Annotated in this window: 12 protein-coding genes and 1 pseudogene; 3 read left to right on the top strand and 10 right to left on the bottom strand. The window is 48.8% G+C overall.

Going from position 1 to position 17,027, the window contains the following annotated elements:
• Positions 1-13: 13 nt before the first annotated feature.
• A complete protein-coding gene (gene ileS / locus DW085_RS02425) occupies positions 14-3,202 on the bottom strand; it encodes an isoleucine--tRNA ligase (protein WP_118491197.1) in 3,189 nt (1,062 codons plus the stop codon).
• Positions 3,203-3,812: 610 nt separating this feature from the next.
• On the opposite strand from ileS, the pseudogene DW085_RS02420 reads away from it, so the two are divergent.
• Positions 3,813-5,274: pseudogene (locus DW085_RS02420) on the top strand (nicotinate phosphoribosyltransferase).
• Between the two features lie 264 nt (positions 5,275-5,538).
• Here the strand turns inward: DW085_RS02420 and DW085_RS02415 are convergent.
• The 6 genes from DW085_RS02415 to DW085_RS02390 form a co-directional block, all read right to left on the bottom strand.
• Entirely contained in the window at positions 5,539-6,267 is a 729-nt protein-coding gene (locus tag DW085_RS02415) for a YebC/PmpR family DNA-binding transcriptional regulator (protein ID WP_022360132.1), read from the bottom strand.
• A gap of 143 nt (positions 6,268-6,410) precedes the next feature.
• Positions 6,411-6,758 carry a type II toxin-antitoxin system PemK/MazF family toxin gene (locus tag DW085_RS02410; protein WP_022360133.1) on the bottom strand — a complete coding sequence of 116 codons (348 nt, stop codon included), beginning with the start codon at positions 6,756-6,758 and terminating at the stop codon, positions 6,411-6,413.
• Between the two features lie 215 nt (positions 6,759-6,973).
• On the bottom strand, positions 6,974-8,179 hold the full coding sequence (gene alr / locus DW085_RS02405) for an alanine racemase (RefSeq protein WP_243033893.1): 1,206 nt from the start codon (positions 8,177-8,179) through the stop codon (positions 6,974-6,976).
• A 27-nt stretch (positions 8,180-8,206) separates the two neighbouring features.
• A complete protein-coding gene (locus DW085_RS02400) occupies positions 8,207-9,721 on the bottom strand; it encodes an NAD(P)H-hydrate dehydratase (RefSeq protein ID WP_347474951.1) in 1,515 nt (504 codons plus the stop codon).
• The gene (gene acpS / locus DW085_RS02395; RefSeq protein WP_117795193.1) at positions 9,712-10,080 is read right to left on the bottom strand and encodes a holo-ACP synthase; all 369 of its coding nucleotides are present in this window, start codon (positions 10,078-10,080) and stop codon (positions 9,712-9,714) included. Before acpS ends, DW085_RS02400 begins: the two co-directional genes overlap by 10 nt.
• Positions 10,077-10,772, bottom strand: coding sequence for a redox-sensing transcriptional repressor Rex (locus DW085_RS02390; protein WP_117795191.1), 696 nt, complete (start codon positions 10,770-10,772; stop codon positions 10,077-10,079). The genes acpS and DW085_RS02390 overlap by 4 nt, the downstream gene beginning before the upstream one ends.
• Positions 10,773-11,043: 271 nt before the next feature.
• Here DW085_RS02390 and DW085_RS02385 point away from each other — a divergent pair, with 271 nt between their 5' ends.
• Positions 11,044-13,104, top strand: a complete 2,061-nt coding sequence (locus tag DW085_RS02385; RefSeq protein ID WP_118491195.1) for an ABC-F family ATP-binding cassette domain-containing protein — start codon at positions 11,044-11,046, stop codon at positions 13,102-13,104.
• A 90-nt stretch (positions 13,105-13,194) separates the two neighbouring features.
• On the opposite strand, the gene DW085_RS02380 is transcribed toward DW085_RS02385, so the two are convergent.
• Positions 13,195-14,487: an N-acetylmuramoyl-L-alanine amidase family protein gene (locus DW085_RS02380; protein ID WP_118491193.1), complete on the bottom strand. Its 1,293-nt coding sequence runs from the start codon at positions 14,485-14,487 to the stop codon at positions 13,195-13,197.
• Positions 14,488-14,734: 247 nt separating this feature from the next.
• Between DW085_RS02380 and DW085_RS02375 the strand changes: the two genes are divergently transcribed.
• Entirely contained in the window at positions 14,735-14,932 is a 198-nt protein-coding gene (locus tag DW085_RS02375) for a hypothetical protein (protein ID WP_022359311.1), read from the top strand.
• 104 nt (positions 14,933-15,036) lie between these two features.
• On the opposite strand, the gene DW085_RS02370 is transcribed toward DW085_RS02375, so the two are convergent.
• Together DW085_RS02370 and DW085_RS02365 are read right to left on the bottom strand one after the other, a co-directional pair.
• Complete coding sequence (locus DW085_RS02370) at positions 15,037-15,246, bottom strand: type I restriction-modification enzyme R subunit C-terminal domain-containing protein (RefSeq protein ID WP_267895288.1); 210 nt, start codon at positions 15,244-15,246, stop codon at positions 15,037-15,039.
• A 157-nt stretch (positions 15,247-15,403) separates the two neighbouring features.
• Entirely contained in the window at positions 15,404-16,729 is a 1,326-nt protein-coding gene (locus tag DW085_RS02365) for an IS200/IS605 family accessory protein TnpB-related protein (RefSeq protein ID WP_118491191.1), read from the bottom strand.
• Positions 16,730-17,027 lie beyond the last annotated feature (298 nt).

The raw sequence follows: 17,027 nt of genomic DNA, 5'->3' as shown, positions 1-17,027 counted from the left end.
CCCGCCAGGCACATCAGTCAGTCGTTTTCTCAACACCAAACATACCTTTTTCGCCATTGATATCCCACTCTTTTGTGTGTCCGCCCATGGTGCCAATCAGGATATTATCAGCCAGAACCTCTTTCTTGATTTCCTCTGTATGGTTCTTTAAAATTTCTGCAAGTTTATCATTTCCGTCCTGGAAGACGTTGATATGGTTCATTACCTCAAAACCGGCTTCCTTACGCATCGTCTGAATCTTACTGATGATCTCACGGACAAAGCCCTCTTCGATGAGTTCCGGTGTCAGATTAGTATCCAGAACAACGGTAACGAAATTGTCACCCTCAGATACAAAGCCCGGTACCTGTGCCATGTCAATCAGAAGATCTTCTTTTGCCAGCTCTACCTTTGTACCGTCCTGCGTCTCAAAGCTTAAAAGGTCGGTTTCATTTAAGGTATCCATCGCCTGATTTCCGTCCAGACCTGCAAGAATCTCTTTGATCTCGTTTACATACTTGCCATACTTGCGTCCAACGGTACGAAGCTGCGGCTTAAAGCTGTAGGAGGTAAATGCGCGGACATCATCCGTGAACTCTACCTTCTTCACATTCAGCTCATCCTGGATGATTTCCTGATAGAACTCCGGCAGAGCGGTCTCTGCCTTCACGAACATACGTCCGATCGGCTGACGGTTCTTGATGTTAGCAGTATTTCTTGCTGCACGACCCAGAACGACAACCTTCAGGACTTCTTCCATTTTCGCTTCCAGATCCTTGTCGATGTGCGCCTCATTTGCAACCGGGAAGTCGCACAGATGGATGCTCTCCGGTGCCTCTTTATCCAGACTGCGAACCAGATTCTGGTAAATGTCTTCGGTCATGAACGGAATCATCGGAGCCGCTACCTTCGCTACAGTTACCAGTGCGGTGTAGAGTGTCATGTACGCATTGATCTTATCCTGCTCCATGCCCTTCGCCCAGAAACGCTCACGGCTTCTTCTGACATACCAGTTACTCATATCATCGACGAAATCCTGGAGCGCTCTTGCAGCCTCCGGAATGCGATAGTTGCCCAGATCGTCGTCCACCTCTTTGATGAGGCTGTTTAACTTAGACAGCAGCCATTTGTCCATAACCGGAAGTTTATCGTATTCCAGCGTATATTTGGTTGCGTCAAAATTATCAATATTCGCATAGAGTACAAAGAATGCATAGGTATTCCAGAGAGTACCCATGAAACGTCTCTGTCCCTCGATAACGGCTTTTCCGTGGAAACGGTTCGGCAACCACGGTGCACTGTTAATGTAGAAATACCAGCGGATCGCGTCAGCGCCGTAAGTCTGCAGTGCATCGAACGGGTCAACCGCGTTGCCCTTGGACTTACTCATCTTCTGTCCGTTCTCATCCTGGACATGCCCCAGAACGATAACATTCTTGTACGGCGCCTTGTTAAAGATCAGGGTCGAGATAGCTAACAGGGAGTAGAACCATCCACGCGTCTGATCAACCGCCTCGGAGATGAAATCTGCCGGGAACTGCTGCTCAAACAGTTCTTTATTTTCAAATGGATAATGATGCTGTGCAAATGGCATGGAACCGGAATCAAACCAGCAGTCGATAACCTCCGGTACACGGTGCATCTGTTTGCCGCACTTCGGGCAGGTGATCGTCACATCATCGATGAATGGGCGGTGAAGCTCAACCTCTCCATTTGCCTCCTGATCCATCTCTTTTGCATATTTTTTCACAACGTCCGTGTAGTTCGGGCTCATAGATTTTAATTCTGCCTGGCTTCCGATCGCGTGCTGGCAGCCGCACTCGCACTCCCAGATATTTAATGGAGTACCCCAGTAACGGTTACGGCTCACACCCCAGTCCTGGACATTCTCCAGCCAGTCGCCGAAACGCCCTTTACCGATGCTCTCCGGAATCCAGTTGATCGTGTTGTTGTTGCGGATCAGGTCATCCTTGACTGCGGTCATCTTGATGAACCAGGATTCACGTGCATAGTAGATAAGTGGTGTATCGCAGCGCCAGCAGTGCGGGTAACTATGCTCAAATACCGGTGCAGAGAACAGAAGTCCGCTTTCTCTTAATGCTTTCAGAACCTCCGGATCGGCTTTCTTGCAGAACATACCAGCCCACGGAGTCTCCTTCGTCATCTCGCCCTTGCCGTCTACCAACTGTACGAACGGAAGGTCATATTTTCTGCCGACCTTGGAGTCATCCTCACCAAATGCCGGCGCGATGTGTACGACACCGGTACCATCGGTCAGTGTTACATAATTATCGCAGACAATGTAGAATGCTTTCTTATGCTGTTTTTCACAGGTTGCTACGGCATAGTCAAATAATGGCTCATACTCTTTATATTCCAGATCTTTTCCGACAAAGGTTTCCAGGACATCGTAAGTGCCCTCGCCCAGAACGGTATCACACAGCGCCTGCGCCATATAATAAACCGTGCCATCCTCTTTCATTTTTACCTTTACATATGTCTCGTCCGGATTTACACAGAGCGCCACGTTGGACGGAAGTGTCCACGGGGTGGTCGTCCATGCAAGAATGTATGCATCTTCGCCCTTTACCGGGAATTTAGCAATCGCAGAACGCTCTTTGACGTCCTTATATCCCTGTGCCACCTCATGGCTGGACAGCGGGGTGCCGCAGCGCGGGCAGTACGGTACGATCTTGAAGCCCTTATAAAGAAGTCCCTTGTTCCAGATTTCTTTTAATGCCCACCACTCAGACTCAATGAAGCTGTTGTGGTAGGTGACATACGGATGCTCCATGTCTGCCCAGAAACCAACGGTGTTGGAGAATTTTTCCCACATTCCTTTGTATTTCCAGACACTCTCTTTACAGTGCTCGATGAACGGCTCCAGACCATACTGCTCAATCTGCTCCTTGCCGTCCAGTCCCAGCATCTTCTCTACTTCCAGCTCAACCGGAAGACCGTGGGTATCCCATCCAGCCTTTCTCGGAACCATGTAGCCCTTCATCGCGCGGTATCTCGGAATCATATCCTTGATAACACGGGTCAGCACGTGTCCGATGTGCGGCTTGCCGTTTGCGGTAGGCGGTCCGTCATAGAATGTATAGGTCGGTCCCTGCTTACGGCTGTCGATACTCTTCTTAAAAATCTGCTCATCTTCCCAGAACTTCTCAATGTTCTTTTCACGTTCCACGAAATTCATGTTTGCCGGAACTTTGTTGTACATGATAAATTCCTCCTAAAAATATGAAATAAAGTTTTTATTTCATAGAACGTCTTTTTCTATGAAATAAAAATGGACCCATCCTGTAACAGGACAAGGGTCCACTTGCTTTTAACCACCTATTACTGCATACCTTTATATGCGCTCCCTATAACGGAGGAAACCGTCGGTACTTACTGAATTTTCCTTCCGGGCGCTGTCAGAAACGGCGCTCAGACTTCCAAAAATGGTTCAGCCCGAAGCTCCGGAGTGATCTTCGCATCCGCTTTACTCACAGCAGGCTCTCACCGTCCCTGCCTCGCTCCCGCTTTCCGTGCGGCGCTACTGTCTCCATCATTGCTTTTCCTATCGTAATTAGTAATCAAATCACTAACATGGACATTGTATCTTTTTTCCAGATGGTTGTCAAGGAATGTTTCGGATATGATTCACATGTTATAAAATTATCATTATTTTGCCATTCCCCTGATTTTATGGTATAGTATATAAAATATGTCTGTATTTACTTTAAAAAACAGACACAGACATTCATTGCAAATATAAACAATGAAGTATACTATATATAAAAAGAAGGGCGTGCCCGCAGCCGTCTTTCGCAACAAAGGAGAATATTATGGAGCCAAGAAACCTTACCCTATTGACCGACCTGTATGAACTGACGATGATGCAGGGCTATTTCCGGGAGAAAGATGCCAACGAAACCGTCATTTTTGATGCGTTCTACCGCACAAACCCGGATGGAAATGCGTTTTCCATCTGCGCCGGCTTAGAGCAGGTCATTGACTATGTGAAAAATCTTCACTTCGATGATGCCGACATCGAATACTTACGCGGACTCGGCATTTTTGATGAAGATTTCCTCGAATATCTTCACAATTTCAAATTTTCGGGTGACATCTACGCAATCCCGGAAGGCACCGTTGTCTTCCCGCGTGAGCCCCTCGTCAAGGTCATCGCGCCGATCATGGAAGCACAGCTGGTTGAGACTGCATCTTAAATATCATCAACCACCAGAGCCTGATCGCGACCAAAACCTCCCGTATCGTCTTCGCCGCACGCGGGGACGGAATCATGGAGTTTGGGCTTCGCCGCGCGCAGGGTGCTGACGCCGGTACCTATGGCGCCCGCGCTGCCATGATCGCCGGCTGTATCGGCACTTCCAATGTACTGGCCGGAAAACTATTTGACGTTCCGGTCAAGGGAACCCACGCACACAGCTGGATCATGAGTTTCCCGGATGAGTTGACTGCGTTCCGCGCTTATGCAAAGCTCTATCCGAGTGCCTGCATCCTGTTAGCCGATACCTATGATACCCTGGGTTCCGGTGTTCCGAACGCGATCCGCGTCTTCCAGGAGATGCGCGACGCCGGTATCCCGCTGACTTTCTACGGCATCCGCCTCGACAGCGGCGACCTTGCATATATTTCCAAGAAAGCCGCAAGATGCTGGATGACGCCGGATTCCCGGATGCAGTCATCTCCGCCTCCAACGATCTGGATGAATACCTGATCGACAGCCTGAAGATTCAGGGCGCTGCCATCACGTCCTGGGGTGTCGGCACAAACCTCATTACCTCCAAGGACTGCCCTTCCTTCGGCGGCGTTTATAAGCTGGCTGCCATCATGGACCGTCACACAGGCAAATTTATCCCGAAGATCAAGCTTTCGGAAAATACAGAAAAGGTTACCAATCCGGGCAACAAGACCATCCAGCGAATCTATGACAAGGAGACTGGCAAGATTATCGCAGATCTGATCTGTCTCGTGGATGAAGAGTTCGATGAGAAGAATTCCCTTCTGCTCTTCGATCCGATCGAGACATGGAAAAAGACACACCTCGCGCCGGGCACCTACACCATGCGCGAACTTCTCGTTCCAATCTTCAAAAACGGCGAATGCGTTTACGAGTCTCCAAAGGTTATGGACATCCGCGAATACTGCAAGAAAGAACAGGGGACGCTGTGGGATGAGTCCCGCCGTCTGGTAAACCCGCATGAGATTCATGTGGATCTCTCCAACGAGCTGTGGCATATGAAGGCGCAGCTGTTAGACAGCTATCATTATACAAGCAACTAGTAGATAAAATAGGAGTAAATACCATGTTCAGGCAAGTTTATTGCTGCCGGACATGGTATTTTTTGCTTTAACGCTTCCATAAAATTTGCAAAATAAAAACGAATGTGTCTCCAAGGAAATTCCTATTACACAAAAACTGCCGCCAAATACATCCGGCTGCCAGCCCTCTTCTTTGAAAAGTCCAGCCCGCCATTGTATTCCAGCGACAGTTTTTATATGAATCGTATCTTTATTTTTTTAAATCTATATCAAATATGATATTAATTACTCATCCCAGTTATGGTAAGTAGCCTGTACGTCATCATCCTCATCCAGAAGATCCAGGATTCTCTGCATCTTTTTGATGGATTCCTCATCGGTAAGCTCTACCCAGTTCTGCGGAATCATGGTAACGTCTGCTTCCATCATCGGAACGCCAGCCTTCTCCAGCGCCTCGCGGACTGCAGAGAAATCTTCCGGTGCGGTGATCACTTCGTAGCTGTCCTCCTCCTCGGAGAAATCCTCAGCTCCTGCATCCAGTGCAAGCATCATCAGCTCATCCGGATCCATCTCGCACTCTTCTTTGTCGATGATGATCTGACCTTTTTTATCAAACATGAAGGACACGCTGCCCGGAGTACCTACGTTTCCGCCGCCCTTGGTAAATGCGCTGCGGACATTCGCTGCGGTACGGTTCTTGTTGTCGGTCAGGGTATCTACGATGATAGCGACGCCATTCGGACCATATCCCTCGTATGTAAGATTCTCGTAATTGACAGAGTTTGCATCTCCGGCTGCTTTCTTGATACCACGATCGATGGTATCGTTCGGCATATTGTTCGCTTTTGCTTTTGCAATCACATCACGCAGACGGCTGTTGTTTGCCGGATCCGAACCACCTTCCTTAACAGCTACGGCAATCTCACGACCGATAACGGTAAAGATTTTTCCCTTTGCTGCGTCATTTCTCTCTTTTTTGTGCTTAATATTGGCGAACTTTGAATGTCCTGACATAAAATAACACTCCTCTTTCTATCTTCTTTGTTGTATCTTTTCGCTCATCAGCTTTTATATCACGCCGATTTCGGCACTAAAAAGCTGCATCTTAGCTATTTTAACACCATTCTGTATGCTTGACAAGGGGTTCGCGGCTGATTTTATGTATCCAGTTCCAGACTGACCTTCAGCGCACGGTCCACTTCCTGTAAAAGCGCCCCGTCGATATGACAGATTTTCTCTTTCAGCCGCTGCTTATCGATCGTGCGGAGTTGTTCCAGTAAAATAACCGAATCCCTCACCATCGCACAGCGGCGCGTGTTTAATTCCACATGCGTCGGCAGCTTGGCTTTGTTCATCTTTGATGTGATCGCCGCGCAGATCACGGTCGGGCTGTGCTTGTTGCCGATATCATTCTGGATGACCAGCACCGGGCGGACGCCGCCCTGCTCTGAGCCAATGACCGGTCTTAAATCTGCGTAATAAATATCTCCTCGTCTGATAACCACTCGATTCACACTCCGTCCAAACTATTTTAAGATATAAATAACTGCTTTGTACTTTCACAGCTCCACAGTCCGTTTATACCGTTAGTATGGACAGATTTACACCGCCTATACGCGGGTCGTCCCATAAATGCATCCGGCAGTCCAGGTTCCCGGCTTTGCCGAAGCTATCTACTTTATCTTATGAATCCTTTTTCTAAATGGTTCAAACACCGGCTTTACTCCATAAAATCCTCATACCGATCATCATTATAATCCTTTTTCCCGACGATCTTTCCACCTCTCACGTACACGCGCGGCACACGTTTTCCAAGCACGCATGGGATCTCATAGTGGAAACCGCCACTCCATTCCGCCAGCTCTTCCATCGAGATCTCGTCGTCCCCGTCGCGTCCGACCAGCGTTACCCGCGTGTCCTCAACAGCCTCCGGGATATCGGTCACATCGATCATGCACTGATCCATGCAGACGCGTCCCAGAATCGGTGCGCGGTGTCCATGAATCAGGACATAACCCTTTCCAGAGAGATTTCTCGGATAGCCATCGCCGTATCCGGCGCCAATCGTCGCGATCCGCATCGGACGGTCCGTCACAAAGGTTCCGCCGTAGCTGATCGGCGTGCCCGGCTCCACTTCCTTAACATAGGTAATAAAGCTGCGGATCTCCATCGCCGGGTAAATCTTCATGTTCCTCTCTACCTCATCCGACGGATACAGACCGTATACCGTGATACCGGCTCTCGCCGCATCCAGTCCCATCCGCGGCAGTTCCATGATCGCCGCGCTGTTCGCACAGTGGCACATCGGAATATGAACGCCTGCAGCTTCCAGACCTTCATGGAATTTCTGGTAGCGCTCATACTGTAAATGGGTAAATGCCTTATCCGCCTCGTCAGCACGCGCAAAATGTGTAAACATTCCCTCGATCTCAATGCCCGGAAGCTTTGCAATCCGCTCTATCTCTTTCAGGCTATTTTCATCCGGGTGAAATCCGATTCGTCCCATGCCGGTATCGAGCGCAATATGCATTTTCGCCGTCTTTCCCATCGAAACCGCAAGTTTTGAGAGCAGCTCTGCCTTGTCTTCCTCAAAGATCGCTGGACGGATATCGTCCTCAATCAATTCCACAAAATGGCGCGGGTGCGTGCTGCCAAGCACCAGAATCGGTTTGTCAATGCCGTGGCGGCGCAGGTTCTGTCCTTCCTCCAAGGTTGCCACCGCATAGCCCCAGACAAACGGCGCGATCGTCTTCGCCACCGGGACAGCCCCGTGACCGTAACCATCCGTCTTAACCACGCCGATCATCTTCGTTTTTTCCGGAAGATTTTCGCGCATCGCCTCCATATTTTTCACAATCGCATCCAGGTCAATCCGCGCATAAATCCGGGTATATGGTTCTTCTGCCATTGTATATGCTTTTTCCATCTTTTTGTCTTCCTTTTTATTTTCAATCTATCTTTTCAAGCAGACAGTCCGCGATATCTCTTGCCAGCACGGAATGCTCTCCCTTTTTACAGGCAGCTGCGCCCCGGCTCTTCCGTGCAGGAACACGCCGAGCGCCGCCGCCTCATCCTCTGAAAATCCCAGCGCCAGAAGCCCGGCAATCACACCTGTCAGCACATCGCCGGAACCACCCTTTGCCATCGCGGCGCAGCCGCTGTCGCCGATATACACATTGCCATCGCGCCCCGCCGTCACCGTCACGGCATCCTTGAGCACGCAGGTCACGCCTTTCTCTTCGCCATACCGCACCGCTGATTCGACCAGATCCCGTTTCAAATCCTCAATCGAGTGTCCCGTCAGACGCGCCATCTCTCCCAGATGCGGAGTAACGATCACATTTTCCGTAAAATACCCGGACAAATGCGGATGCTGCGCGACAGCATTTAATCCATCCGCATCCACAATGATCGGCACATAGGCGGAAAGCAGCACGTTCTGCACCAGACTTGCGACATGGGCTTCCTTTCCGAGTCCCGGTCCCAGCACGATCGCGCTCGCCCAGCCGCACTCCTGTTCCACCAGGCTCTTAAAACCTGCCGGATCCGTCTGTGCCTGTTCCGGATCATACGGCGTCAGGATCGCCTCCGGAAGGAGATTTTGCAGAATCGGCACATTTGCCCGGACGGTCAGGATCTTCACAAGTCCCGCGCCCATCCGGTACGCAGCCAGGGCGCTCAAATACGCTGCGCCGCACATCCCCTCCGAACCGGCTGCGATCAGGATTTTTCCATACGTTCCCTTGTTGGCGTCTGCCCGCCGTTTCGGGATCTGGTTCTGATCCTCCGGATCATAGGCAAAATAGGTATGCCCTTCATATTTTGTATACGCCGGAAACCCGATGTCGGCAATCACAATCTCGCCGCACAGCTTCCGTCCCGGATAGAACACCATTCCCAGCTTCTCATAGCCGAAAGTAACGGTCAGATCCGCCTCAACTGCCTCGCCAAGCGCCTCCCCCGTCTCTGAGCTGACGCCGGACGGAATATCAACCGCAACTACCGCCTTTGGCTCCTGCTCCCGCATAAAACGGATCGCCTCGGCAAATTCACCGCCGACCTCTCTGGAAAGACCCACACCAAAGATCGCATCCACCATGATCTCCACATGCCCCGGCACATAATTTTCAAACGCCTCCACCGGGATCCCCAGATTCCGGTCAATCGCCACCTGGCAGGTCATCTCCCCCGTCCAGTGCGCCTTGTCACCGACCGTGAGCACCGTCGGAAGCGCGCCGCGCAGAAAGAGAATCCTAGCCAGCGCTGCGCCGTCCGCACCGTTATTGCCCGTTCCGCAAAATACCAGAAGCCTCTGCCCTGAAAGCTTTCCATACCGTTTTTCCATCTCGTCTGCAACCGCCAGCGCCGCTCGCTCCATCAGTACCAGAGAGGGTATCCCCACTTTCCGGATTGCATATCCATCTATCTCTTTCATCTGTTTTCCTGTCACCAGACGTCTCATTTCCATTCCCCCTCTCCGACTGCGTAAGCGGATGCAAGACTGCCTGTATTCGTGATCGACACGTGAATCCGGGTGATTTTCAGGCTGTCCGCAAGTTTCTTTGCTCCCCCGTGAAGCCGCACCCACGGTTTTCCAAGCTCGTCCCGGAGCACTTCTATATCCAGCAGTCCAAAGCCCCGAAAGCCTGTTCCAAACACCTTCGAGACTGCCTCTTTTACCGCAAAATCGCCGGCGAGCCGGGACACCTTCCCCCCAGCCTGCCGACGCTCTTCTTCTGTATATACACGCACCAAAAAAGCCTCTTTTTCACAGGCTTTTTTGATTCGCTCTATCTCTATCAGATCCGTACCAATTCCGACGATCATTTTGTTTCTCCGGCACCAGCTGCCTCTTCCTGCTTTCTCTGCGCTTCTTCTCTCGCTTTCTGATCCTGCATGCTGCATACGCGGTAAGAAAGGCGCATCAGGCTCTCCGACAGATGGACATTTTCCACCACAACGTCATCTGGAACCTGTAAATCTGTATGGGCAAAATTCCAGATCGCCTTGATTCCGGCTTTGACAAGCCGATCCGCAATCTCCGGCGCTTTCGACTTCGGAATCGTCAGTGCTGCGATCTGCACTTCATTGTCCTTGATAAACTGCTCCAGATCTTCAATACCGCGGATCTCCACTCCACGGACTACCAGACCGACCAGACGCGGATTCACATCAAACATACCTTTGATTAAAAAACCACGCCGCTCAAAATTCGTATAATTCGCGATCGCCTGACCCAGATTTCCCGCACCGATAATAATTAGGTTATGCTGACGGTCAATTCCCAGAATCCGGGCAATCTCCGAATATAAATACTTTACATTATAACCATATCCCTGCTGACCAAATCCGCCGAAATTATTCAGATCCTGACGAATCTGGGACGCTGTCACCTTCATGCGGATACTCAAATCATTCGATGAGATTCTCTCTACTCCCTCCTCGAGCAATTCGCCCAAGTAACGATAGTATCTGGGTAGCCTAGAAATGACCGCTTTAGATATCTCTTTCTGTTCCACGGCTTTCTTCCACCTTTCTTTCCTCTAACGTTGTCCATATGGTTTACGCAAACCTTCGGACATCTGATAAATTTATTATAGTCATATGATAAATAATTGTCAATTTTTTTATTTCATATGAGGGATTTTACATTGTATTTCGCAAAATTTTCTGACCAGAAACAGCCATTAACCGTTCTCATTCTTGCATTGCTTCTTTATTTATATTATAATTTGAGATTGACGGTATATTTTTAACCGAAATACATGGATACAACCACAGGAGGAATCTATGATTTTATCTTGCAGCAATATTTCAAAAGCATTCGGTACAGAGGAAATCCTCAAACACGTATCGTTTCATGTAGAAGATCACGAAAAAGCCGCCATCGTCGGCATCAACGGAGCCGGTAAATCGACTCTTTTAAAAATAATTGTCGGAGAACTCGCAGCAGACGAGGGCTCCGTGACCATCACCAAGGGCAAAACCCTCGGTTACCTGGCACAGCACCAGGATCTGCATAGCCAGACCACCATTTATGACTCTCTTCTGGAGGTCAAACGTCCGATTCTGGAAATGGAACAGCAGATCCGCACGCTGGAACTCCAGATGAAGCACGCCGAGGGCGAAAAGCTCGAAACGATGCTCAACACTTACAGCCGCTTAAACCATGAATTTGAACTTTTAAACGGCTACGCATGGCAGAGTGAAATCACCGGTGTCTTAAAGGGACTCGGCTTTGTCGAGGAAGAATTTTCCAAACCGGTTTCCGAACTTTCAGGCGGTCAGAAAACGCGCGTCTCCCTCGGTAAGCTCCTGCTCTCCAAACCGGACATCATCCTTTTGGACGAGCCGACCAACCACCTCGACATGGAATCCATCGCGTGGCTGGAAACCTATCTGATGAACTACGCCGGGACGGTCATCATCGTCGCCCACGACCGCTATTTTCTGGACCGCGTCGTGACCAAGATCGTCGAGCTGGACGGCGGCATCGCCACCTCTTTCCAGGGCAATTACACCGCCTACAGCGAGAAAAAAGCGATCATCCGCGCCGGTGTGCTCAAGGCTTACTTAAACCAACAGCAGGAGATCCGCCATCAGGAGGAGGTTATCACCAAACTCAAATCCTTTAACCGTGAGAAATCCATCAAGCGCGCCGAGAGCCGTGAAAAAATGCTTTCCAAGATGGATCTTCTGGAAAAACCAACCGAAATCAACGACGCGATGCACATTACGCTGGAACCGTGCGTCACCAGCGGAAATGACGTTCTCTCCGTCCGTGAGCTTGCCAAGAGTTTCGACGGCATGACACTCTTCACGGATCTGAACTTTGAGATAAAACGCGGCGAGCGCATCGCCATCATCGGCAACAACGGAACCGGCAAGACCACAATTCTCAAGATGATCAACGGTCTTCTGACCCCGGACAACGGCGAGATCCGGTTAGGTTCCAAGGTGCATATCGGTTACTACGATCAGGAACACCAGGTTCTGCACATGGACAAGACGCTCTTTGACGAGCTGCAGGACACCTACCCGGATATGAACAACACGCAGATCCGAAATGTGCTGGCGGCATTTCTCTTCACCGGCGACGATGTCTTTAAGCGCATCCGCGATCTGAGCGGCGGCGAACGCGGACGTGTTTCCCTGGCGAAGCTGATGCTCTCGGAGGCGAACTTCCTGATCCTCGATGAGCCGACCAACCATCTGGATATCGCCTCGAAGGAGATTCTGGAAAACGCGCTGGTTCATTACACCGGAACCGTTCTCTACGTCTCCCATGACCGATATTTCATCAACAAAACTGCGACCCGGATTCTCGATCTGACGATGGGAACACTGATTAATTATATTGGAAACTACGATTATTATCTGGAAAAGAAGGAGACGCAGGAGAAAGCCTATCTGGCTTCCGCCGCACAGGCAGCCAGCCGCTCTGCAAAATTTTCCGGAGCCGGAAACACAGAGACTTCCAGCCATCTGACCGCTGCGACAGGCGCAAATCCGACTGCTCTTTCTGGAAATGGCACTGGTACCTCTGCTGCTTCGTCCGCTTCTGCCGTGACCGCCGCAGTTCAGGCGGCAGCCAGCGCTTCCTCCGGCAAATTGGACTGGAAACAGCAGAAGGAAGAACAGACGCGGCTTCGTAAGAAACAGAATGAATTGAAACGCGTCGAGGAAGAAATCCACACCCTTGAAACCCGCGATCAGGAGATCGATGCGCTTCTCTGCGATGAGACTGTCTTTTCCGATGTTCCGCGTTTGATGGAACTGAATAAAGAGAAGGAAGAACTGAATGCAAAGTTAGAGGGATTGTATGAGAAGTGGGAGGAATTGGCAGAGTAGTGGTTACTGTTCACGCATACGTGCCCAGTAACGGAATTTGCCGCGGCTTTGCATTTACATACGGCAAATTCCTGCTGCCACCACGTTTTCTTACGGCACTTCCGATGCCGGACCACTCTTAGCCTTTAAAGATTCATCCCCAGCCGGTCCGGCTCCATTTCCGGCAAATTCCGGATCAGAGTTCATCTCGACCCCTTCGGCTTCGTCTGGTTTTTGTCCTTCCTGCCAGAATCCTAACTTTACGACATATTTGTATAATTCCGGACTGTTTTTTCGGATGTCAGCTCGGACATCTTTGTCACAGCAGGCGGCGAAAAAGCTGCCGAACTGCATCTCTGGCTTATCGTCAAAGTAGGATGGAAGCGGCTGCACCAGTCCACTGCCAGCCAGATATCGCTCGAAATCCGTCAGGGCACGTGAGGTTTCTTCGTCGCTTAGTTCCGACGCAGCGAACTCGCCGAATGCCATCGCAAGTCCCTGCGGTTTAGAAAATTTGATTTTCTTGTAATGCACATCTGTATCATAATTGACAAAATAGATACCCTGCTCTGTTTTCGGCGCTGAGAAGTATGCCTTGTCTGTGTAGTACATCAGCTCCCAGCCTGATTCTGCAAATCGTTTGATCCACTCTCTTGGCACGCCTGCCAGTTCTTTCGTAATCTGTTCTTTTTCACTGTCCGACGGACGCCGTTTTCCCATCAAACGCACATCATGCGTCCGGTCGCGCAGTCCATTTGCATCGTAGTAGTTGAGTTCCACGTACTGATCCGCCGCCATCTGACCATTGTCAAAGAAATAATATTTATGCCCGTTTACCATCCGGTTTCCGCCGCTGAACATAACACATTTGGAATCAAACCAATACCAGGCATTTCCTGCCTGATACCAGCCGGTCGTCAGTGCCCCATCCTCGTTTGCATGATACCACTGATCTGTCTCTTCCTCATAAATCCAGCCAGTCATCATCGCGCCGCTCTCGGCGAAATAATAACGGTTTGTGCCGATTTTCCGGAGTCCCCGCTGCATATAGCTGCTTTTTCCCAGATAATACCAGTGACCATTCGATTTCAGCCAGGACGCTTTCAAAAAGCTGCCATCCGTCAGGCGGTACTGCCAGTCCTCGCCGTCTCCGACCCACTCGCCCTCATACAGATACATTTCTTTATTTTCAAAACCAGCCGCGCCACTTTCTGTCGCCGATGCCTCTGTCTCTGTTATATCATTGGCATTATTTTCGGTGCCGAACCTGTAAACTTGATTTTCTTCCTTGCCCTGCGCCGGGGTGTCCGCAAACGCATCGTTACCTGCCGCCAGCGCTGTCCCACAAACAAACAGGGATATTAAAAAGGATGCTGCCCACATAAATTTTTTCTTCCAATTCATCGTGTGCCTCCCCTTTCTTGTTCATAATTAAGCAAAAAAATGTAAACAGTTGCCACATCTCTTCTTATTTTACCGCACCGCAAATGAAAAGTATAGAAAAAAATTCTTACATCCTTTATAATAATAAAATAAAAGACAGTTCATCAAAGACGGCAATATCCAATCTGCCTTTGAAACAATATAAAAATAATTACAAATTCCAATCACTCTTTTTTATAGAGTTATAAAATTAGAAAGGATACCATATATGAAATCAAAACGCATTTTGGCGCTGACAGGTGCTGTTATCCTAATCGCCCTCTACGTCTCTTCCATCATCTTCGCCCTGATGGATAGTCCACTGGCAGAAAATCTGCTGCTGGCATCGCTGTTCTGCACGATCGTTATACCGGCGGTGCTCTACGGGTATGCGGTGGCACTGCGATATTTTAAAAAGAAAAAATAACGTTCAAAAAGCAAACGACTGTCTATTTCTAACACAATACGCAGTCGTTCGCTTCTTTCATTCTTCTATACTGACTGCCTCCGCAGTCTCCTGTCATTTTTTCATCATCCCGCCACTGTAACCGCATTCTCCCGGACATCATTAATCGCTTTCATAAGCGCTGTTCTCGTTCTCACATCAAACAACTTTAAAAAACTAATTGGCTTATCAAACGGAGGCTTCTGCAAAACAGCCACATTCTCCATATACCCATTCTGCTCCATATGATTAATAATCTTATGAACAAAATTGATCTGCCGTTGGGTGAACCTCACATGGCTAAAGTCACATGCTTCTCGGCCGTTTTAAACGGCAAGACTAAATATCGGCGGATACGCCAGTAACTTAGAATTCGTGCGGATACGCACTTTTTCCACGCCGGATACGGCTGGTTTCCACATTACAGGTAGTCCGCTGTATATCTGCCTGTATTTATGCCGCTTTTAAGTTATTTACTTCTACATAAAGCTTTCTCAAATCTGCATAAACGCAGGAGGTTCTACGCTTCACTGCAGGTACTTTTGCCTCCAGTGAAGACCTTTCCGTTTCCGGCAAGGGTTTTAAAAGTTCCCGTATAAAATATCTCGCCCCGATATTATAAGTTGCTGACAAATCACAGTTATACTGCTTTCCTGTCTGGAAGATACATAGGCTATGGTTCTCCGGATTTCTTACTATCGCTCCACTTCCGTCACAGGCCAGCCTGCTGGTGTTCCGGGCACTAACTCTGGACACACGAATCCTGTTCCGATGTGCCTGATGTTCACATAGCTTCTGAATATCCCGCTTTCTCCATAAATGAAGTTTTTGCTTCTTTTTTCCGGATATTTTTCCCTGCATTTCCAGATACTCAAAAACAATTACATCTGCCTGATATTCTACGGCATATTTCGTGATCTCCGTAGCTATTTTGCGGGACAGTTCCATATTCAGCCTTTTTGCATAACCCCATCGGCTTTGAACCTGTCTGGAGGAATGTTCTCTCTGAAAACGGCGGATTCTGCCAAGTACATGATACAAATGGTCTTTATCACTGGGGAAATTTATAAATTTACGTCCCAGGATAGTGCCATCTGCCCGCATGATGCTGCAGACTGCATCCGTATTGATTCCCAAATCAACACTGCATATCACCTGCTCTTTTACAGCTGTTTTCGATAAGGTTACTTCCTCTGTGTATGAAAACCGAAGGAAATATTTATGATGTTTCCTTTCCAAAGTTGGGGCAGATGCCTCTTTCCCGCTCCACTTTTTTCGAAGATATTCCATATCGGTATGAAGTAATTTCACCTGAAACCACTTCCACTCACGCCCATCAAATAGCTTTAAATAAGCCGTATCTTCTCCCGGTTCTGCTTCCCTATACATGACATCCCGATAGAATACCGGCATCGCATGATTCTCACAGACCAGCTTCGGTTTCCCCCTCAGTTCTCCCTTTTCCCACAAACTAAGGCGTGATTGATAGGAGGACACGGCTCCAAGTGCGTGTTGAATCGCCGCTCTTCTCAGATAAGATGGCATCTTAGGAAAATGACGGTCAAACGGAAATCTGGCATGATTCTTTTTTGTCTCATGTACCAGATGTTCCGCCTCATTAAAGCGTTTTTGTAGATTTTTGATTTCTGAAAGTTCTTCCCAGATCTCTGCATACACCGGAATCAGATAGGAAACTGCTTTCCGAAAAATATCCAGCGTAGAGCGGAGCGGTATATTCTTTTTTTTAATTTCTACTCCATAGCTGGATACAATCTGCATAAAGGTCCCTGCTTTCTGTTTTCGATATTTCGCACACTGTGCAAAATGATACTGTAAAAAATACGCATTTCTTCTTCCTGCGAAAGTAAGTTTTCTTTCGTAGGTAATACACTATATTTACATTTATATTATACCATGCATCTCTTTGCAAGGCAAACGCTTGTTCTGTATCTATTAAAATAATTGGCACACCTAACTCATCACTACTACAATATACTTATGGGTAATCCCCTTACATCCAGTAAGGATTTATCCATCTCATTACTTAAACTGTTAGAATGTAGGATGCAATGGTATA

The sequence above is a fragment of the Clostridium sp. AF50-3 genome, assembly GCF_003477445.1.
GTDB classification, from domain to species: Bacteria; Bacillota; Clostridia; order Lachnospirales; family Lachnospiraceae; genus Otoolea; species Otoolea fessa.
Note: the sequence above shows the minus strand (reverse complement) of the source record. Positions and strands in the feature narration are given on the sequence as shown.